Annotated in this window: 10 protein-coding genes; 6 read left to right on the forward strand and 4 right to left on the reverse strand. The window is 67.5% G+C overall.

The genetic code is table 11. The features are described 5' to 3' along the window. Positions 1-6: 6 nt before the first annotated feature. The 6 genes from WKW82_RS28965 to WKW82_RS28990 all read left to right on the forward strand — a co-directional run bounded on the left by WKW82_RS28965 (position 7) and on the right by WKW82_RS28990 (position 15,882). Positions 7-2,493, forward strand: a complete 2,487-nt coding sequence (locus WKW82_RS28965; RefSeq protein ID WP_340346115.1) for a hypothetical protein — start codon at positions 7-9, stop codon at positions 2,491-2,493. Then, positions 2,490-5,951, forward strand: coding sequence for a DUF6603 domain-containing protein (locus WKW82_RS28970; protein ID WP_340346116.1), 3,462 nt, complete (start codon positions 2,490-2,492; stop codon positions 5,949-5,951). Before WKW82_RS28965 ends, WKW82_RS28970 begins: the two co-directional genes overlap by 4 nt. Before the next feature lie 4 nt (positions 5,952-5,955). Next, positions 5,956-8,757, forward strand: a complete 2,802-nt coding sequence (locus tag WKW82_RS28975; protein ID WP_340346118.1) for a hypothetical protein — start codon at positions 5,956-5,958, stop codon at positions 8,755-8,757. A 9-nt stretch (positions 8,758-8,766) separates the two neighbouring features. Next, positions 8,767-13,299, forward strand: coding sequence for a hypothetical protein (locus WKW82_RS28980; RefSeq protein WP_340346119.1), 4,533 nt, complete (start codon positions 8,767-8,769; stop codon positions 13,297-13,299). Between the two features lie 25 nt (positions 13,300-13,324). Next, positions 13,325-15,343: a hypothetical protein gene (locus tag WKW82_RS28985; protein ID WP_340346121.1), complete on the forward strand. Its 2,019-nt coding sequence runs from the start codon at positions 13,325-13,327 to the stop codon at positions 15,341-15,343. 167 nt (positions 15,344-15,510) lie between these two features. After that, on the forward strand, positions 15,511-15,882 hold the full coding sequence (locus tag WKW82_RS28990; protein WP_340346123.1) for a hypothetical protein: 372 nt from the start codon (positions 15,511-15,513) through the stop codon (positions 15,880-15,882). Between the two features lie 598 nt (positions 15,883-16,480). On the opposite strand, the gene WKW82_RS28995 is transcribed toward WKW82_RS28990, so the two are convergent. The 4 genes from WKW82_RS28995 to WKW82_RS29010 form a co-directional block, all read right to left on the reverse strand. Next, positions 16,481-16,726, reverse strand: coding sequence for a hypothetical protein (locus WKW82_RS28995; RefSeq protein ID WP_340346125.1), 246 nt, complete (start codon positions 16,724-16,726; stop codon positions 16,481-16,483). A gap of 161 nt (positions 16,727-16,887) precedes the next feature. Continuing rightward, positions 16,888-17,415 (reverse strand): hypothetical protein, encoded by a 528-nt coding sequence (locus WKW82_RS29000; protein WP_340346126.1) that lies wholly within the window; start codon positions 17,413-17,415, stop codon positions 16,888-16,890. A 21-nt stretch (positions 17,416-17,436) separates the two neighbouring features. Further along, positions 17,437-19,440 carry an ABC-F family ATP-binding cassette domain-containing protein gene (locus WKW82_RS29005; RefSeq protein WP_340346127.1) on the reverse strand — a complete coding sequence of 668 codons (2,004 nt, stop codon included), beginning with the start codon at positions 19,438-19,440 and terminating at the stop codon, positions 17,437-17,439. After that, positions 19,437-21,224: a M14 family zinc carboxypeptidase gene (locus tag WKW82_RS29010; protein WP_340346128.1), complete on the reverse strand. Its 1,788-nt coding sequence runs from the start codon at positions 21,222-21,224 to the stop codon at positions 19,437-19,439. The genes WKW82_RS29005 and WKW82_RS29010 overlap by 4 nt, the downstream gene beginning before the upstream one ends. Positions 21,225-21,293 lie beyond the last annotated feature (69 nt).

Consider the following 21,293-nt stretch of genomic DNA (forward strand, 5'->3'; position numbering starts at 1 on the left):
CAACCCATGGCATGGCAGTCGCTCGCCAACAGGATCTCCACGCTGCCGCGCGTGCTGGCGGGACCTGTGCTGCGCAAGGTCGACAAACGCAGCGTCAGCGTCTGGCTCGCGATGCGAACGGGCGGCGACGTGACGCTCACCGTCGTCGATGCGTCCGACAAGCCGCTGGCCACCGGTCACCGGCACACGATCGCTGTCGGCACGCAACTGCACATCGTCTGCGTGACGGCGCATCCCGGCGCGTCCCAGGCCGACCTGGTGGAAGGCATCGTCTACCGCTACAAGCTCGACTTCGTGTTCGATGGCGGCCCAACCATGGACCTCGCCGCCGCCACGGGCACGGGCGATATCAGATCCTTCGCGTACGACACCCTGGGCCTGCCGAGCTTCTGCCTGCCGCCTGCCAACCTCGACGACCTGCGCCTGTTGTGCGGCTCCTGCCGCATTCCGCATGGCAACGGCCGCGATGCCTTTGCGGTAGGCGACAAGCTGATCCGGCAGGCCGCCACTAATGCCATCGGGCGTCCGCACCAGATGCTGCTGACCGGCGACCAGATCTACGCGGACGATGTGTCGGCCTCGCAGTTGATGGTGCTCTCGGATGCCGCGCACGTGCTGCTCGGCTGGAAGGAGCTCATCCCCTACGACAAGGCAGGCAACAAGGCGGATGTGGACAAGCTCCTGCCCTTCCTGCGCCGCGATCCGCTGGAAAAAGCAGGGTTCACCTCTGAAGACCTTGACGGGCAACTGTTGTCGCTCGGCGAGTACCTGTGCATGTACATCATGGTCTGGTCCGACGTGCTGTGGCCCGTCGACATGCCGATTTTCAGCGACGTCGCCAATGCCACGCGCGTGGTGCTCGGCGGCGGGCAGAAGGAATTTAGCGAGTGGTTCGGCAAGCGTGCCAAGAAGGGCGACCACTTCGCCATGGACCGCCATGCGAAAGGACTCGTGTTGTTTCGGGAGGAGTTGAAGAACGTCCGGAGGCTGCTGGCCAACATCCCCAGCTACATGATCTTCGACGACCACGAGACCACCGACGACTGGAACATGACGCAGGACATCTGCAAGGCGCTCTACGGCAATCCGCTGGGCCTGCGCGTGATGCAGAACTCGCTGGTGGCCTACACGCTGTGCCAGCACTGGGGCAATGTGCCGGAACAGTTCGAGGACCCGCCGGCCGGTGGCCCCAAGCCACCGGGCAAGGCCCTGCTCGACCTGGTGAACGGCATCACCGATGCCGGCGTCTACGACACCCGGTCGCCTGCATTGCGCAAGCTGGTCGCGGTGCACGAGGAATCCGAACTTGCGGCACGGCCGGACCATGCCACGTTCCATGAGGCGGGCGAGCTGATCTTCAACTACACCGTCGAAGGGCCGAGCCACCAGATCATCTTCACCGACTCGCGCTCGTGGCGCTCCTTTCCTTTCGGGCGTGTCGGCGGCGGCGTGCTGGTGCCGGAGGACCAACTGGTGCAGCAGATCGTGAACACGCCGGAGACGCGCGGTCGCATCGTGATCGTGGTGATGACCACCAACGCACCCGCCGTGGAGCCGATCCGCTCGGCCGCGCGGCACGACGTGGTGGCCAATCTGTTCGCGCACTTCCCCGATGTGTACGAAGCGTGGGAGCTGCCCTCCGTCGCCTTCGACAAGCTGATGGCGCGCCTGGTCGAGAAGCTGCCGCTGGTCAATGGCACGCGCACCGGGGCGCTGGCGATGATTTCCGGCGACGTGCATTTCAGCTTTGCGACGCGCCTGCTCTACAGGGCCACCACTCGCCTGGGCGACGTGCAGCCGCAGCCTGTCAACGCCGTCATCGCGCAACTCGTCGCCAGCTCGTTCCGCAAGGAGACCGACAACACGCTCGGTTTCCAGCGCGAAGGCTATGCCTACACGCCGGGCTTCATCGAAAGCCTCATGATCCCGGAGACCACGCCGCAGGGCTATTGGGGCTGGAACGTCGCGGCGGGGTCGGAGATGGTGGTGGGGCAGCGCGGCCTTCACCCGGCAGGCGTCTTCGTGCCGCTCTTCACGCTCAAGCTCGACCAGCCGACGCTGCCGACGACGCCCGACGGCTTCTTCCTGGGCACCGCGATCGACCCGCACCTGACGCCGGACTACGTCTACCGCCTCGACTACCTGGAGCCCCCCGGAGCCGATGCGGCCGTCGACACCACGCCGTTGCCGCCGCTCCCTGCGGGCAGCACACCCACCGATCGCAAGATGGCGGCGGAAGCGATTCGCGCCGCGGCCACGAAGTACCGCATGCACAACGCCGGCGGCCCGCAGACGAAGGTCGTCGGCACCAACAACTTCTGCGAGCTCACCTTCGACTGGCATCCCACCAACATCAGCGCGCGCCGCCTGCATCTCATCGCGCGCTGGCGCAAGGGGCAGGACACCGAGGTCGTGCAGGAAAGCGACTTCGTGGTGAGCCTCGATCCGGATGACGCGCAGTTTCCGGAGTTTGTGCCGAGGAAGATGCAATGAGTTCTCTCTTTGTCTCTTTGGCCGACGGCCTTGGCCGGCTGCTCGAACCCATCGTCCAGGTCGTCGAGGAGCCGGCCTGGCTGCCGCGCCTGCTGGCCGAACTCGGCGTGCCGCCCGACCAGAGCAACAACGCGCTGATCCAGGCGCTCTCCGCCGTCGCGGTGCTCAAGGAACGCATCGAGACGCTGAGCGAACAGCAGACGCCGTCCTTCGAAAGCATCGCCGCCGTGCTCGATGCCGCCGCCGATGCTTTCGAAGCGCTGCGCAAGCTCGAACAGCAAGGCCCATTGGCCGCGCTCGAAGGCCTGGGCCGCGAGCTGGTCGACTTGCTGATCATGGCCTTCCTCCAGAGCCGCATGCCGGCCGTGCGCCATGCGGCAGCGCTGCTGACCTTGCTCGATCCCGCCGAGGAGCGCACCGGCAATGCGCCGGTGGTGCAGGGCGGTCGGCTGGTGCGCGACACCTATCGGCTCGACGACTGGCATCTCGGCCGCCTGCCCGCGCTGCTGAAGGACCCGCTCGCCGTGCTGCGCGCCGAATACGGCAACGCGATGCAGACCGTGGCCCATGCGCATGCCATGGCCGACAAGCTGTTCCCGCGGCTCGTGCGGCTGCTGCGTTCGCTCGGCCTCACTTGCCGCTACGGCTTCGGTCCCGGCGATGCGGTTTCGATGGGCGATGCAGGCCCGTTGATGTCGCACGCCATGATCGTCTACGTCAACGAACCGCTGTACGGCTTCGCGGCGGAATCCGGCCTGGTCCTGTCGCTGTCGGCAGCCGCCCAGGGCGACCTCGGCCTGGTCATTAGCCCCTTCGGCTCCATCGCCGTGCAAGGCAGCGCCGGCCCTTGGAAGATCGAAGCGGCGCTCACGGCCGGCATCGATGCGGTCGCCTGGGGCCGCCACGGCGTGACGCTGGTCGCCAGCCCCGGCACCATCGAGGCCAAGGCCAGTGCATCGGCCACGCTCGCCACGGTCGACGACCTGCCGGCCTATGTGATCGGGCAGCCCGATGGCGCGCGCGTCGAGGTCGGCGGTGCGAAGTTGGCGCTCGAAGTCGCCCTGTCGGACGCACGTGCAACACTGGGCGTGTCGGCGGATGTGAGCAAGGCCATGATCGTCATCGCGGCCGGCAATGGCGATGGCTTCCTGAGTTCGATCCTGCCTGCCGGCGGCATGCAGGCCAAGGGGGATCTGGGCATCGCATGGTCCAGCGAAAAGGGCCTCACGTTGCGTGGCAGTGCGTCGCTGGAGGCTTCGATTCCGGTGGGGCTGTCCTTCGCAGGCGTCACGCTCTCGGCCATCACGCTAGCGGTGCGGCCTCAAGACGCGAGCATCGCCACCGAGGTCTCGGCCAGCGTCAAGGCATCGATCGGCCCGATGACTGCCGTGCTCGACCGCATCGGCATCGCCGGCCTGCTGAGTTTCCCGTCTACCGGCGGCAACCTCGGCGTGGCCAACCTCGACCTCGGCTTCAAGCCGCCGAGTGGCATCGGCCTCACGGTCGAGGCGAGCGGCGTGCTCACGGGCGGCGGCTTCCTGTTCCACGACGACGTGCAGAAGGTCTACGCGGGTGTGCTGCAACTGTCGCTGCACGAGACCATCACGCTCAAGGCCTTCGGCCTGATCGCCACCCAGATGCCCGATGGCCGGCCGGGCTTCTCGATGATCATCTTCATCACGGCCGAGGACTTCCGGCCGATCCCGCTGGGCATGGGCTTCACGCTGCAGGGCATCGGTGGCATGGTCGCGGTCAATCGGACCTTCGACCAGGACGTGTTGCGCGCAGGACTGAAGAACGACACGCTCGGCACGCTGCTGTTCCCGCGCGATCCGGTCGCCAACGCACCGGCCATCATCCGTTCGCTGGCCACGGCCTTTCCGGCATTGCGCGGCAGCTACCTGCTCGGCATCCTCGCGCGCATCGGCTGGGCCACGCCCACGCTGGTGCTGCTGGACCTGGCGCTGATCCTGCAGTTCGGCGCGCGCACGCGGCTGCTGGTGCTGGGGCGCATCAGTTCGATGCTTCCATCGCGCGAGAACGACCTGATACGGATCAACCTCGATGCGATGGGCGTGCTCGACTTCGACGAAGGCACCGCGTCCATCGATGCGGTGCTGGTCGATTCACGGCTGGTGCACAAGTTCGCGCTGACAGGCGCGATGGCCTTGCGCGCGCGCTGGAAGAAGGGACCGGGCGCGGGTTTCGTGCTCGCCGTCGGTGGCTTCAATCCGCGCTTCGCGCCGCCGGCCAATGTGCCCAAGCTCGATCGCATCGCCATCGCGCTGTGTTCGGGCGACAACCCGCGCATCACCTGCGAGGCCTACTACGCCATCACCTCCAACACCTTGCAATGGGGCGCGCGGGCACAGTTGCATGCGGCGGCGTATGGCTTCAGTGTGGATGGCGACGTCGGCTATGACGTGCTGATCCAGTTCGTGCCGCTGCATTTCCTCGCGGAGTTCCATGCCTCGGTGCAACTGAAGCGGGGCTCCAGCAATCTCTTCAAGGTGTCGCTGCAAGGCGAGCTGGAGGGGCCGCGGCCGTTGCGCGTGAGCGGCAAGGCGAGCTTCGAGATCTTCTGGTGCGACTTCTCGGTGCGCTTCGACAAGACGCTGATCAATGGCGAGAAGCCGCCGCTGCCGCCGGCCGTCAACGTGCTGGAGGAACTGAAGAAGGCGCTGGTCACGCCACAGAGCTGGACTACGCTCCCGCCGGCGCGTGCGAGCCACGGTGTGGCGTTGCGCAAGCTCGCGCCGCCGGCTGCGGGGAGTGCGATCGTGCTCGATCCGCTGGGCCGCCTCGTCGTCAAGCAGCAGGTGGTGCCGTTGAACACCTCGCGGGATATTGACACCTTCGGCGGTGCGCCGGTGGCGGGGGACAAGCGCTTTGTCCTGAGCGCGGTGTTGAACACGCAGCCGCAGAATCCGAACAACACGGTGCAAGACCAGTTCGCGCCCTCGCAGTTCTTCAACATGAGCGATGACGAGAAGCTCGCCGGGCCGTCCTTCGAGGAGATGGATGCGGGGTTCGTGTTCGGCAGCGAGGCCGTGACTATCGATGCGTCGCAGATCGTGCCCGCGCCGCTGAAGTACGAACCCATCGTCATCGACGACATGGCCGCACCGCCCAAGCCACCGTTGCCGCCGTTCTTCATGACCTTCGCGGAATTGAACTTCCACAGCCGCACCGGTGCCGCCGCTCGCGCGCCGGTGCGGGCGGTGGGCTTGGCGCGCTTCCGTCGCGGTGAAGAGGAAGCGGCTGAGCAGGCGGTGCAACTCGCCCCGTCCAAGTTCGCCATCGTGCCGCTGGCCGATGGCACGCCCGCGGCCGTCGATGCCCAGGTCCAGACCTGGAGCGAGTACCGCGGGACGCTTGCCACGTTGAACCGTGGCGGTGCGAAGTGGCAGGTGGTGCCGCAACACGAGTTGCAGGATGCCGTTGCATTGCGGAGATGAGCAGATGGCGACCTCCACCAGCCCCCAAGCCAACCTGAGCTTCGTGCCCTGGGTCCGCCAAGGCGCGGCGGCGGCCATCACCACGGCCGACACGCTCGGCGCGGCGCAACGCGCGGTGGCCGAACTCTCGGCCGTGGTCTCCGTCAACGGCAGCGCCGCGCCCCCGGTCACGGTGCGCCTGCGCGGCCCGGCCGACGTGGTGGGCATCGATGCCAACCAGATCGTGCGCCGCGACCCACACCCCGGCAGCATCGACTTCGAGCCCAACTATTTCGCCGGCATCGAATTCGACCGCCCCGACTTCCCCTGGCTCTTCACGCCGGCGAAAGCCGACGCAACCGGCAAGCTGCGCCCTTGGCTCTGCCTCGCGGTCGTGCGCAAGCAGGACGGCATCACGCTTGGCCCGACGGTCGATGCGCCATGCACGATGCTGCAGATCGCCGCGCCCGCCAGCATCGCAGCCGAGTTGCCCAACCTCGTCGACAGCTGGGCCTGGGCGCATGCGCAGGTCGCGGCCATCGACAGCTCGCAGGTCGGCAATGCACTGGCGGGCTCGCCGGCCTTGTCGCTCTCGCGCCTGCTGTGCCCGCGCATCCTCAAGGCCAACACCGAGTACATCGCTTGCGTGGTGCCGGCCTTCGAGCTGGGGCGCAAGGCGGGCCTGGGCCTGCCGATCACGGACGCCGAACTGATTGCAACCAACGCGCTCGCGCCGGCCTGGATTGCAACGACCAAGCTGCCCTTGCAACTGCCCGTCTACCACCACTGGGAGTTCCGGACCGGGGAGGGCGGCGACTTCGAATCGCTGGTGCGTGCGCTCAAGGCCCGGCCGCCGCCAGACAACTTGGGGCGCCGGCCCATCGACATCAGCACGCCGGGCTTCCGCTTACCGACGGATTTTCCACCGCACACCACGCTGGGCCTGGAGGGCGCACTGCAACCCACCGACACGCCCGACACCTCCGCGCCCTGGGATGAGCAAACGGCCAAGCCCTTCCAGACCGAACTCGCACGGATCATCAATGCGCCCGGCCTCAACGAAGTGGCCGACCCGAATGCCGACCCGCTGCTCGGTCCACCGGTCTACGGTCGCTGGCATGCCGCGCGTTCCGTCGTGGCGCGCGGCGTCGCCAAGTGGCTGGACCAGCTCAACCTCGACCCGCGTTCGCGGACCGTGGCGGCCTTCGGCACAAGCGTGATCCAGGCGCACCAGGAGGCGCTGATGGCCGCCGCCTGGGACCAGGCCGCCGAACTGCAGCGCGCCAACCAGCGCATGCGCCAGCTTCAACTGAGCCTGGTCGTCGGCACCAGCCTGCACACACGGCATTTCGCCAACCTCGGCCCGGAGACGCTGCTTCGCATCGGCGCGCCAGCCTTCGCGCGCCTGCGCAGCTTCGCGGCCGGCGACACCGCACCGCGCACGCTGGTTGCGCAGATGTCCGGCAAGGCCTTGCCGCTCGCCGCCACCAGCCCGGCCATGCGCCGCATCGGACGCGAGCGCGGCCCCTTCACGCGCCGCATTGCCGCGCAAGGCCTGACGCGCTCGACCACGCAGACCTGGGTGATGAAACTCAACACCGGCCTGACCTTCAACACACCGCCCATGGTCGACATGGCCACCATCGACGCGGTGCGCGCACGGGTCAGCGCCACGATTCGCCCCTACCGCGAAGTCAACAAGGCACTGATCGATGCCCGGGCCGGTCGGCCCAACTTCCAGGTCATGGCCGAAGGCGCAGCGATCAATGTGCCGCAGGTGGAAATCATGATGGCGCTGCCGGACAGCCCGTCGGCGCGCGAGTTCCGGCTGGCCGCCAGCGAGCACCTGGGCCGTGTGAATCCGGGCCGCTTCAAGATCCTGCAGGCACCGCCGGCTTCGATGGAGATGGCGGAATTCAAGGCCACGATGCTCGCGCAGACCGCGCCGCGCCAGACCGTCGTGGCGCTGGCCCGCTCGCTGGTCTCGGTGGGTGCCGACGCGGTCGCGCCGGTCGACACACCCGCCAGCGCCGCCGTCGGCATCGACACCATCATGGCCGCGCCCACCTTCCCGCAGCCGATGTACGAACCGCTGCGCGACCTGTCGCAGGAGATGCTGCTGCCCGGCCTGGAAGACGTGCTGCCCGACAGCGTGATCGGACTCAAGACCAATCGCCGCTTCGTCGAGGCCTACATGGTCGGCCTCAATGTCGAGATGGGGCGCGAGCTGTTGTGGCGCGGCTTCCCGACAGATCAGCAAGGCACCTGCTTCAAGCAGTTCTGGGACACGCGCGCCGCACCCGAGCCACGCGCCGACATAGGGCCGCTCCACCTCTGGGGCGATCGCCCGCTGGCCGACCCGGCCACTGCGCCGGTGCGCGAGCAGTTCGTGATGCTGATGCGCAGCACCTTGCTCAAGCGTTACCCCAACGCCATCGTCTTCGCGGTGTCGGGCTTCTTCACCCGCAACGGCGGGCGCGCACCGGCCGACGATCCGCTGGCGATCGTGATGCCATCCTTCAGCGGAACGATGCAGCCGGACGTGTCCTTCTTCGGCTTCGACATCACGACCGAGCAAGCCACCGGCGCGGATGGCCATGCCGGCTACTACATCGTGATCCAGGAGCATCCGACGGAGCCGCGCTTCGGACTGGACGAAGACACGCCGACGGGCGGTGCAAGCCACCTGGCCGTGGCCGGCGGGCCACCCGCGGGCGTACCGCTCGACGGCCTGCAATGGGGCCGCAACAGCGCGCACATGGCCGGCATCGTGCGGCAGTTGCCGGTACGCATCTCCATCCACGCCTCGCAACTCGTCAAGCATTGAGTCGCCACCATGGCCACCGCCCCCAAGTCCGCCACCGCCAACTTCTTCAAGAGCAACCTCAAGCTCTCGTCGATCGTCGCGCCGCCGCTGCCCGTGATGCTGGAGACGCTGTGCGCCAGCGACCGCCCGCTCGCATTGCTGCCGGTCCGCCTGGAAACGCGCTTCTTCACGCTGGCCGACAGCACCGTCGAATTGCGCGTGCGCGTCTACCCCGACAAGATCCATCTCGACTCGCACGAGTCCGACCTGTTGCCCGGCGAGCGCGACTGGGGCCAGCACTATTGGGAGCAGGACTGGCGCGCCGGCCCCAATGCCACCGCGCGTGCCGATGCATGGCGGCAACTGGCCGACCGCTTTGGCGCGCAACGTGCCGCGTGGATTGCACGCGTGCTCGCACCAACCAATCCCTTGCAACGTCCCAAGGTCGCCGTCGCCGCCAACGTCGCCTTGCCCGATGCGCCGCAGTGGCCGAGCGTCACCGTGGTCAACGATGGCAAGGACGCCGCTTGGCGCCATGCCCCGGTCGCGCGCCTGATGCCCGACCGCTGGATCGCGGTGATCCAGGCCGGCGGCCGCGTCGTGATCGCGGCGGCGGGCGGCCCGATCCGCAAGCCGCTCGCCACCGGCCCCGACCCGCAAGCACCCGTGGCCACCGTCCCTGCCGACCAACTCGCCGTCGACGAAGGCATGCGCTGGATGGTCGACTTCGACGAGGCGGAGAAAGCTGGCATGGGCCTGCGCATCGCCATCCCGCCGCCGACGCTGGCCGGCTCGGGCATTGAAGCGCTTTTCGTCTTCGGCACGTTATCGGCGACCCCGACCGACACCGCCGCCCAACTGGCCGCCTTGCTCGACGCCCATCACTACACCGATGGCGCCGAGTTCCTTCGCACCGGCACGCCCACCAACAACACGGCCGATCGTCGCGCGGGCTACGACCCGTCCGATCCGGGCAGGGCGCAGAGCTTTGCGACGGAGGTTGCATTCGATCTTTCGACCTTGGCCGCAACGTCGAATGCCAGGCGTCTAGGCGTCGCGCTGGGCCTTCCGGACGTACAGATCGCCCCCGTGCTCGGCCGCCTGCCCCTGGCCGCAGGCACGCAGGAAGCCGACATGCGCGCCATGAACACCGCCCTGTGGCCCGTGGGATGGGGCTACTTCCTCAGCAACCTAGCCGGCCCCGAAGGCAGCGGCCTGACGCCCGACCACATCACCTGGGCGCGCACGCATTTCCTCGACCATGTGCGCAGCGCCGGGCCCCTTGCCAGCCTGCGCTGCGGCCGCCAACCCTACGGCATCCTGCCCGTGACTTCGATCGACTACTGGAAGCCGCGCGTTGGAGAGGAGGCCGCCTTCGCACGCGACACCATGCTGCAAGGCCTGCTGCGCCAGTTGCGCGATTTCGCCTGCCGCCTGCATCTGCCGGACGCCGCGCGCGTCGGCCGACGCAATCCCCCCGACCCCGATGGCGACCTGGCCGACGTGATGCGCACGGATGCCGTGTCCAGCAGCTACAGCACACGCGGCGTGATGGGCCGTCACTACCTGCAGCACCTGCGCGCCTTCCTCGGCGAGGACCTGCAGGGCAGCGGCTTCATCGGCCAGCAGGACGCGATCGCCACCGGCCTCTTGACAAGGCTGGGCCTTCCCTGGCGCCCACGCATTTCGCGCGCCGCCTATGCGGACCTGGACTTCCGCGTCGGCTCGCAGATGGTGCAACCCGGCGAGGTCTCGCCATGGCGCAAGCTGGAGCCCGACTTCATCAACGCACTGCTGACCCAGCCCGCCATCGATGCATTGATTGCGATGCGGCCCGACCACCCCAACAACGTAGACGCCAAATCCAGCCTGCTGCAGATCCTGCTGCGCCACGCGCTGCTGCGCGAGCTGGCGCAGGCCACGGCGATGATCGCGGCCGGCCTGCCCGGCAACGACCTGGCCACCTTGTTGCGCGACACCGAACTCATCGACCTCGTGACCGGCGCCGCGCCATCGCTCACCTGGAAGCGCCAACTCGCCCTCAAGGTGCCGGCTGTCACCGGCGACAAGACGATCCGCCAGTTCCTCGAAAGCACCACCACCTTCGACGCGACCGCCCTCGCATCGCTGGGCGCCTTCCGCAGCAGCCTGACCTGGCTGCGCACGCTCGACAGTGAAGCGCTGCAACTGCTGATGCAGGGCACGCTCGACCTGTCCTCGCACCGCCTCGATGCCTGGATCACCTCCTTCGCGACCAAGCGTCTCACGTCGATGCGCGCCGCCGCGCCGCAAGGCATCTACGCCGGCGCCTATGGCTGGGTCGAGAACCTGCGCCCCTTGCCGGCCGGGTCGGCCGCGCCGGTGACACCGCCCGCAGGCGAGGCGGGCGCGCTGTTCTCGACACCCAACGACAGCGGCTTCATCCACGCACCATCGATGACCCATGCCGCCGCCGCCGCGCTGCTGCGCAACGCCCACCTGGGCGCGACCGGCGTGCCGCAGGAGAACGGTCCCTTCGCCATCGATCTCTCATCGCGCCGCGTGCGCGAGGCCAACCAGTTGCTCGACGGTGTGCGCCAGGGCCAGCCGCTGGGCGCGCTGCTCGGCTATCGCTTCGAGCGCGGCCTGCACGAACTATCGCTCGACCGTTTCATCGCGCCGCTGCGCGACCTCGCGCCCCTGGTCGCCGGCAAGCTGGAAGCCAAGACGAAACCGTTGGAAGCCATCGCCGCCAACAACGTCGTGGACGGCCTGGTGCTGCACAGCGTATGGCGCGCGGACGGCCGGCCCATCAACGCGCTGCTGGTGCAGAAGGGCGCGAGCGAGGACGAGCTGAAGAAGATGCGGCAGGAGCTCAACGCCCTGGGCGATGCCATCGACGGCGTCGGCGATGCGCTGACCGCCGAGACCGCCTACCAGATGGCCCGCGGCAACACCTCGCGCATCGCCAGCACCCTGGCCGCACTCGCGCAGGGCGATGCGCCGGCGCCAGAGCTGGAGGTAGCGCGCATGCCCCGCAGCGGTGTCGCGCTGACGCACCGCGTGATGATGCTGTGGAGCGGCGCAGCCACCGCAACGACGGGCTGGGCAGCCGCGTCCACGTCGGCGCGCGCCACGGCCGAGCCCATGCTCAATGCCTGGGCCGCCAAGCTCTTCGGCGACCCGCGCAAGGTGCGTTGCACCATCGAGCGGCTGGAGGACATCAGCGGTCTGGTGCTGGAGACCCGCGTCCTGCGCCTCAGCGACTTGGCGCTGGCGCCGCTCGACGTGGTCTACGGCGTGGAGAACCTCGCAGGCCCGCGTCGCCCGGACAAGTCGCCCGACGACATCGAACAGCGCTTGCTGTACTTCGCCCGGAACCAGGCCGGCGGATTCGCGGAGCAGGCGAGCCTGCGCATCCAGCATGCACGTCCCGCCAATCTCGCCGCGGCCGAACTGACCTTGATGGACGTGCTGGAGCAGGCACGCGCCGCGCAGCGCCTGCTGATGAATGCGCGCGGCGCCGATGCGGAGGATTTAAACCCACCCGAGCGCGCAGGTGCCGGCACGCTGGACCTGGTCGAATTCGAAGCCCGCGTCGTCAAGGCCGAGAACGCACTGAACGCCGCCCATAAGGCGCTCGACGCGCTGGTGAAGAAGGGCACCGCCAGCACCGCCGACGCGCTGCGCACCGCGATGCTCAAGCTCGGCAGCTTCGGCCTTGCGCCCGCCGTGCCCGCCATCGCGTCGGGCGACGATGTCGCGACACGCAACGCACTGTTGCAGCAGGCCGCCGCCTTGCTCAAGCAGGGCAAGCCGCGCCTCGACCAAGGCACCGGCCTGCGCGCCGCGACCGCATTGACCGATCCACGCGCCCGGCGCGACCAGTTGAACGAGCGCATGCGCGCGGTGTTCGGCGCGGCCTTCGTCGCGCTGCCGCGCTTCACTTGCGACGCCGCCGGTGCCACTGAATTGAAGACCGCCCTGGCCGCGTCCACCACCACGCAAGGCGGCGACCCATTGGCCGCGCACACCTGGTTCACCCGCAGCGCCCGCGTGCGCGATCCGGTGGCGCGCCTGTCCGCCTGCCTGCGCGGCGCGGAAGTCCTCAACACCGGAGAGCGCCTGAACCTGCGCGTCGCGCAACTGCCCTTCCTCAATGGCGAGCGCTGGGTCGGCCTGCCCTGCGCGCCGAACGCCGAGCCCCCCTCGGGCAAGCTCTCGCTGGTCTTGCAAACGCCGGCCACGCTCGACACCGCATTGCCCCTGTGCGGCCTGGCCGTCGACGAATGGATCGAGGTTGTGCCCAGCCGCCGCGAGACCACCGCGATCACTTTCCAGTACAACCCGCCAGATGCCTGTGCACCGCAGGCCGTGCTGCTGGCGGTGCCGCCTGTACCGGACCAGGTCTGGACCGTCGAGAAACTGCATCGCGTGCTGCTGGAAACGCTGGACCTGGCCAAGCTGCGCGCCGTCGATCCCGAGGCGCTGGCCGGCACGGCCCAGTACCTGCCCGCGCTTTACCTCGCCTTCAACGCGAAGGACGACGTGGTGTCCACCGACGCCATGGCCTTCGTCCGATGACTCGCCGCACCGTGCAGGACATGCCATGGCAATGAAGCCCAAGCCACCAGCCGCCGCAGCGAAGAAGGCAGCGAAGAAGGCTGCCAGGAAGGCCGCGCTGCCCAAGGCGCCGCCGCCACGCCTGCCCAAGGGCCCGATCGATCCGCCCGAACCCCCGGAGCCGCCACCGCCGCGTCCGCCGCCGCCCCCGCGTCCGCCACCTCCGCCGCCGCAACCCCCACCCCCGCCGCCGCCCCCTCCCGGGCCGAGCACGGCTTCCATCACCAGTTGGACCCGCCTGGAACCGCATTGCCGCGACGACGCCATGTCGACCGGCACGGCCGCACGCGTGTTCGACCCACTCTGGCTCCTCACGCGCCAGTGGCAGGTCGGCGAATTCCAGGCCGAGGACGCAGGCTCGCCGGTGCAGGCCCGCGTGCGCGCGACCAGCGCCATGCTGTCGCGCTGCCACATGGGCGCGTTGAAGCACGACACGCAGGTGCAGGCCCCCGCCTACGATCCGCTGGGGATGCCGCTGGAAGTCCAGGTCGAACGCCGCCGCATGCGCGCGATCAATGCCGGCGACCCGCGCATGCTCACGCTGGCGATCGAGGCCGGCCTGCAGTTCCTGCGCATGCTGGAAGCGCAGTCCATGTCGAAAAGCTACCGCGCGGTATTCATCACGCGCTTCGCCCTGCAAGCGCCGCCACCCCCACCGCCCGATGCGGACCCGCCCGACGAAGCCACCTCGCGCTTCGTCCAGACCATGATCGGCCGCGCGCCCGATGCACGCCGCCTGGCCGACGCCTTCCGCAACGGCGGCGCGGCACAGGTGCCACTCGATCCCGTCCTGAAGATTGCAGTCGGCGACCGCGCGGAAGTGCAGCAGACGGCGCAGGAATGGCTCGCCTGGTACGACAGCCTCTTGAGCGAGCCCGCGGGCGCGGCCGACGATGCCTGGCAGCCCACGCGCATCGAATACGCCGTCTCCGTGGCCGGCCGCCTCTCCGACCGCCCCGAGGATGAATTTGCGCTCACCGCCGCCGAGTTCGACGACGGCCGCCTCGACTGGAGCAGCTTCGACCGCAACCTCGAGGTGCGCATGGGCACCGACGGCGACCGCAAGCTCAGCAGCCTCGTCGAGACCACCGTGCCCGCGCCCATCAGCTTCCGCGGCGCCCCGGCCGCGCGCTTCTGGGAAATGGAAGACGCACGCATCGCCTACGGCCTGCTGCCGGTCGGTCCGACCGATCTCGCGCAACTGATGGTGATCGAGTACGCGGGCAGCTATGGCAACGACTGGTTCGTCGTCCCGCTGACCTTGCCGGTCGGTTCATTGACGCGCGTCGATTCGCTGGTGGTCACCGACACCTTCGGCGTGCGCAGCCTGCTGCGGCCCATGGGCGATCCGGCCTTGCCGCGGCCGTATTGGTCGATGTGGCAACTCGGCTGCCTGCGCCGCGCGGGCGAGCCGCCGATCAATTCACCGCAGACCAACCTGTTCTTCCTGCCGCCTTCGCTCGGCCGCGTGGTCGAAGGCGCGGCGCTGGAAGACGTGCTGCTGATGCGCGACGAAATGGCCAACCTCGCATGGGCCATCGAACGCAGCATCGAGAGCCCGGTGGAGCAGGCCGTGCAGCGCATCGAAGGCCAGGCCGACGCCGCGCCGCAGACCCCCGCGCCGGTGGACTCGACGGCACGCTACGTCCTGTCGTCCACCGTTCCCGCCAACTGGATTCCGCTGCTGCCGGTGCAACTGTCGGAAGGCGGCAAGATCGTCCAGCGCCTGCGGCGCGGTGCCGTGCTGCAACCCGACGGTTCCAACAAGAAGCACCCCGCACAGGGCACGGTGCTCAATGCCGGCGCCTCGCTGCTGCTCTTCGATGAAGAAGTCCCTCGCGAAGGCGCGCATGTGACGCGTGCGCGGAGGATGGCACGATGGACCGACGGGTCCACCTGGGTCTGGACCTCGTTTCGGAGGCAGGTCGGGCGAGGTGAAGGATCGAGTGGCTTGCGATTCGATCAGGCCGAGGGCGAGGGCGAGGGCGAGGGCGGTAGCGGGTAGCTGGCCAGGGCCAGGCTTGGCGTCGAGCCCGCGCACGGCTGTGCGTCCTGTGGCATTGACCAGGTCATGGACTGGAATTTCGAGGTCGCTGCGTTGAACCTGGAAAAAGCAATCGGGCGCTTGCATCTCAACGGTGGAGGTGATCGAAACCAGATGCGCCAAAGCCCATGCTGTTTGCCCATGGGTACAGCGCGGTCAATTGCTTTTTCCAGGTTCAAGCGTGTCGAGCGATCGTGGTGGCGGATCCAGGACGAGATGCGCAACTCGATGAAAGATTCGATTTCCTCATCGCCAACAAGCTCGACCGCGCCCTGCATCCCGCGATGGATGAAATTCGCCCACATCGACAAGGGGCCGTCATTTGCGCAATATCGATGGACGTGAAACTGCGCAAGCAAAGCGCGCGCTTCTTGGCCGGCTCGCCGCCAACTTCGAGCAGCGCACGGCGCACGCAGTGTTGTTCCTGTTCGTCTATTCCCCGAAAAGATCAACGGGGTTCTGGACAGTCGGACCGCGAGATCAATGCCGCCAGCCCGTGACAGCCGACTTGGAGCTTGGCACCTACGCGCTCTCCCAAGCGCGCATCTCTGAACCGCCCCCGCGAAGCACTTTCATGCCGCTGTCCACTTCGCTCCAGGCGCCGAAGCATCGCAAGTCAGCGAACGTTCGAGGCAAACCCTGAGCGACCTGCTGGCTGCTGCCCGAACGGGGCCGGCCGGCCGAAATGTCGTCTGCGAGCCATGACGGGGGCGGATCAACCTGCTCAGCTCCGGAAACAAAGGTGATCAGTCATGAAGAGGATCTGACACATTGAAGTCATTGGCATCCCGTGTCGAGTAGCGTGAATGTGCCGCAGCGATTACTCACGACGCTGCGCAAATGCAATTCAACCAACTTGTCTTCCGGTTTCTGCCGCCAATTGGCAGGCCGGCATTTTTCTTGCCAGATTTGCGCAGTCAATGCGGCGGCGTACTGGCCGCTGCGCCGAAAGATTTCAATAATCCAGTGCTGCGCTTGGGACGCGAAACCACCCGGTCAAATGACCAGGTGGTTGCGATAACCCTGCATTGTGGACAGCCGGTGATTGGAGCTGTCAGGTACAAACTGCGCGTTGATTGCCATCGCGCAGATGGCCTTTCATGCCATGAACCTGTTGACGCCGAAGATCATGTTCATCACAGGCTTGGCCGGGACCTGCGACAGAGGGGTGACCAAGCCGATGGCGCTGGCACGCAGCAGCTCGCCACGCAACGCGGCTTCCAGCTGTCGGCGCGCAGCCTCGGGGCGATCGTGCTCGTACTCTTCATCCAGTTCGCAATGAAGGTAGTAGTCCACCCGGTTCATCAGGCGTTCAATTGCGACTGATATTTCTGTCTCGCTCATCCCTCATCCTTATGTCATGTGCACGTTCACCAACATATCTCTGATTGGCCGCTACTAATAAAAAAGTACACTTATTTCTCTGCAGAGTGATATAAGTGAGCCCTGATGCGACTATACCGAGCCTTCGGAAGAAATTGGCCGTAGTCTAGTAACGTTCGAATTTATTTGTCGTTATTTGTCAACTTTGTGTCTGAGTCTATCGGAGGCGGCAACAAGTGTCGTGCTGCGATGGCGACTCGAACGCAGTCCTTGATGTGTTGTTCGCCCAGTGTGCTCAGCGCTGCGTAGCCCAGCAGCGCCGATACGGCCTGGCCCGCCATGGGCACGTACTTGGTGGCCTGCTTGGCGGTCATGCGAACGCCCACGCGCTTGGCCAGCGCCAGTAACAACTCGCGCGTGATCAGCTTGCCGACCAGCAGCGCCCCCACCGCGGCGGCCGCCTTCTGCACCCCTTCGCGGCGCTGGGGACCGAGTTTTTCGAGTTGCGTCAGCGACAGGCCGAATTCGGCGCTGATCAGCGGGACCAGGCGGGACAACAGTGCCGCATCGGTGGCCCAATCGAGTCCGGGAAGCGGAATGGTGCTGGCGGCGGCGCCGATCAGGGCCTTGCGGCGCAGCAGGCTTCGGCTGCGACGGATGGCTGCGATCAGCTTCGGATCGCCCTGGGCGAGTTCAATGGCGGTGGGCATGATGCCCGCAGAGTAGCAGGCTCAGGTCGCCAGTGATTCCAGTTGGTCCGACAGGGTCAACCAGCGCTCTTCGAGGCTGGCGATTTCGTCATTGAGCGCTTTCAGGCGTCTACCGGCCTCGGCGATCTCCGCCGGCGGCAAAGGCTCGGCCAGGCGGGCTTCCAGCGTGGACTTGTCGGCGCTGGCCGCCGCGAGGCGGGTGTCGATCTGCGCGATCTCGCGCTTGAGCGGCTTTTGCTGTTCGCTGAGCTGCTGGCGCGATTGGGCGTCTTGCTGGCGCTGGTCCTTGCCGCCGGTAGCGGGGCGGGCGGCTGCGACCGGCGGTGGTGGAGCGGCGACAGGCGCGGCCGCCGCCGCGCGCACCGCCTCCTTGGCCTCCTCGCGCAGGCGCTTGGCCTCGTCGAGCAGGTAGCGCTGGTAGTCGTCCAGGTCACCGTCGAAATCGGCCACGCCGCCCCGTCCGACCAGCCAGAACTCGTCGCACACCGAGCGCAGCAGCGCCCGGTCATGGCTCACCAGCATCAGCGTGCCTTCGAACTCGTTCAGCGCCACGGCCAATGCCTCGCGCGTGGCCAGGTCCAGGTGGTTCGTGGGCTCGTCGAGCAGCAGCAAGTTGGGGCGCTGCCAGACCATCATGGCCAAGACCAGGCGCGCCTTCTCGCCGCCGCTCATCGTGCCGACAGGCTGCTTGACCATGTCGCCGCTGAAGTTGAAGCTGCCGAGGAAGCCGCGCAGGGCCTGTTCGCCGGTGGCTTCCTTGGCGTTGGCGCTGAGCTCGCGCGCCATGCGGACCATGTGCTCCAGCGGCGTGTCCTGCGGGCGCAGCACGTCCAGTTCCTGCTGCGCGAAATAGCCGATGTTCAGGCCCTTGCCTTCGGTGATCTCGCCGGCCAGCGCGCCCATCTCGCGGGCGATGGTCTTCACCAGCGTCGATTTGCCCTGTCCGTTCGCGCCCAGGATGCCGATGCGCTGCCCGGCCAACACCGAGCGGCTGACACCCTTCAGGATGGTCTTGGGCGCCTCGTCCTCGATCTCATAACCGAAGTTGGCATGCGTGATCGACAGCATCGGGTTCGGGATGTTGCCCGGCTCCTTGAACTCGAAGGTGAAGTCGGCCTCGGCCAGCAGCGGTGCGACCTTGACCATGCGGTCCAGCGCCTTCACGCGGCTCTGCGCCTGCTTGGCCTTGCTGGCCTTGGCCTTGAAGCGGTCGATGAACTTCTGCAGGTGGGCAATCTTGTCCTGCTGCTTCGAGAACGCGATCTGCTGCTGCTCCATTTGCAGCGCGCGCATTTCCTCGAACTTGCTGTAGTTGCCGCCGTAGCGCGTGAGCTTGGCGTTCTCGATGTGCAGGGTCACGTCGGTCACGGCGTCGAGGAACTCGCGGTCGTGGCTGATGACGATCATCGTGCCTTCGTACTTCTTCAGCCAGGCTTCGAGCCAGACCAGCGCGTCCAGGTCCAGGTGGTTGGTGGGTTCGTCGAGCAGCAGCAGGTCGCTCGGGCACATCAGCGCGCGGGCCAGTTGCAGGCGCATGCGCCAGCCGCCGGAGAAGCTGTTGACGGCGCCGTCGAGTTCGTGGCTCTTGAAGCCCAGGCCGAGGATCAACGCCTGCGCGCGCGGCACGGCGTCGTGCTCGCCGGCGTCCGCCAAGTCGGTGTAGGCGTGGGCTAGGGCCATGCCGGCGTCATGATCGTCCGGATCGGCTTCATGCGCGCGCTCGGCAGCGGCGAGGGCTTCGCGCAACTCGACCAGGCGCGTGTCGCCGCCCACCACGAAATCGGTCGCCGAGTCTTCCGTCTCGGGCATGTCCTGCGCGACCTGCGCCATGCGCCATTGCTTCGGGATCGAGAAATCGCCGCCGTCTTCATGCAGCGTGCCGTTGAAGAGCGCGAACAGCGTGGATTTGCCGGCGCCGTTGCGGCCGACCAGGCCGACCTTTTCAGACGGGTTGAGGGTGACGGTCGCGCCGTCCAGCAGCACCTTGGCGCTGCGACGCAGGACGACGTTCTTGAGGGTGATCATGGCAGTGTCAGGGCGCCCAGGGCATCGACCGCTGCGAGCACGGTCGCGGTCTGGGTGTCATGGGCAAGGATGAAGGGTTCGCCGTAGATCGTTTCGTCTGGAAACTCGGTGATCAAGGTCAGGGCGGGGCTCGGACGATTGACCTCGCTGATCATGCAGGCCGTGCCGTGGATGACTTCGAAGGGGAGCTCGCCGGCGTGGGCATTGTAGCTGGCACGCTGCGCGGCATTGAAGGCCATCAGCGCCGGGCGCTGGGCCAGTTGGCGGCAGACATGGTCGGCCAGCGCGCGGGCCTGGGCGGCCCAGCCGGCGTGGTGGCGCAGGATCAGGAAGAAGCCCTTGGGCACGGTCCACAGCTCGAAGCCGCGCGGAATGTAGCCGGTGAAGGGGCGCGTCCATTCATGGGCGGGATAGCCGTGCAGGTTGATGTGCAACTGGGCGCCCGACAGGGCCACCGCTTGATGGCGTGCGTCGCGTTCGAACCAGGGCGGTTCTTCGCGGTATTCGAGGTCATCGCCCAGCGCGGTGTAGCGCGCGGCGTGGTGCATGTGGCGCGGCGCGTGGGCGCACAACGCGCGGTGCAGCGCGTAGCCGTCTGGGTTCTCGACCGGGATGAGGGCGAAGTGGGCGTCGCGGCGGTGGGCCAATTCCTGCGCGGCGCGCAGGGCGCCGACCACGCCGGAGGTCTCATTGGCATGCTGCGCACCGGTGATGAGCACGGCCGGTCCGGCGCCCAGTCGGTAGACGCCAGCCACGGTGCGGCCCTGCACGCTGGTGGCTGCAAAGGGTTGGCCTTCGATGCGGACGAGTTCCTCTTTGACGCGGCCGGGAGCGAGTGGGGCGTCTGCCTTGGCGATTGGCGTGACGAGCGGCGAGCCTGCCTTGGTCACCGCCGTACCTTCCGGCCCTTTGGGTTCGTTGCCCGGCGGCGTCCACGAGCCGACGCTGATGCGCAGTCGCACCGCCCCTTTCCTGCCGGCCCGCACGTCCGGCACGATCTGGCCCGGCTGCAACCGACGGTCGCCGGCCGGCCGTTTGCTGCGCTGCTGGAACACTTCGAGCAGCGAGAAGTACAGGTCTTCATGCAACGCCTCGTGGGTGTTGATCCAGCCGGTTTCGCGGGTGGACGTGGACGCGATGCCGGGCAGGTCGACGCGAATGTCGAGGCGTTCGAAGTACGGTTCGTCCCTGGGCCAAGCATGCTGCCGGAGGCAATCCATCGCGTGGCGGAACACGGCTTCATGCTCGGACTCGTGTCGGCCGTCGGCGATGATCGTCTGGCCGTGACGTTCACGCAGCCACGCGGTGGGCGACAACAAGGTTTCGCCAAGATGATCGACGTGGACGCGGTTGGGGGCGAGCACGGTATCGGTGCGACGGCGGCCGTCGCACCATTCGAGTTCGACGTCGTAGACGGGCATCTCATCGGACACGGGCTTGGCCACGAGTTGCAACGCTGCATCGCCGAGCATCTCGGCCAGCGGATACGCCTCGAGTGCGAACCGGCGTGGCGGTGCGTTCGGATGCACGGGGTAGTGCACGGTGACCCGCGCAAGCCTTTCGCGGACCAACGCTTCCAGGAAGTGGTGCACCAGCGGCTTGTAGGCGCTGTGCAGCCGGGCTTCGACGCCCGCCAGGCGAAGCTGCCGCTCGGCGGCGCGGCGAGCGCGTGGGCCTTCGAACAACCAGCCCTCGACCGTCCCCCCGGGGCGCGGCGTTGCGGGCAGCAGCTTCTTCCACTGGTCCAGGGTGCGCGGCAGCGCGAGGTCGAGCAGAACGGTCATGGTGGCCGCAGCCTATCGCTTGCGCATGAAGGACGCAGCGGACGAGGTCCCGAAGGCGCTGCGACGGGT

The sequence above is a fragment of the Variovorax rhizosphaerae genome (assembly GCF_037889975.1).
Classification (GTDB): Bacteria; Pseudomonadota; Gammaproteobacteria; order Burkholderiales; family Burkholderiaceae_C; genus Variovorax; species Variovorax rhizosphaerae.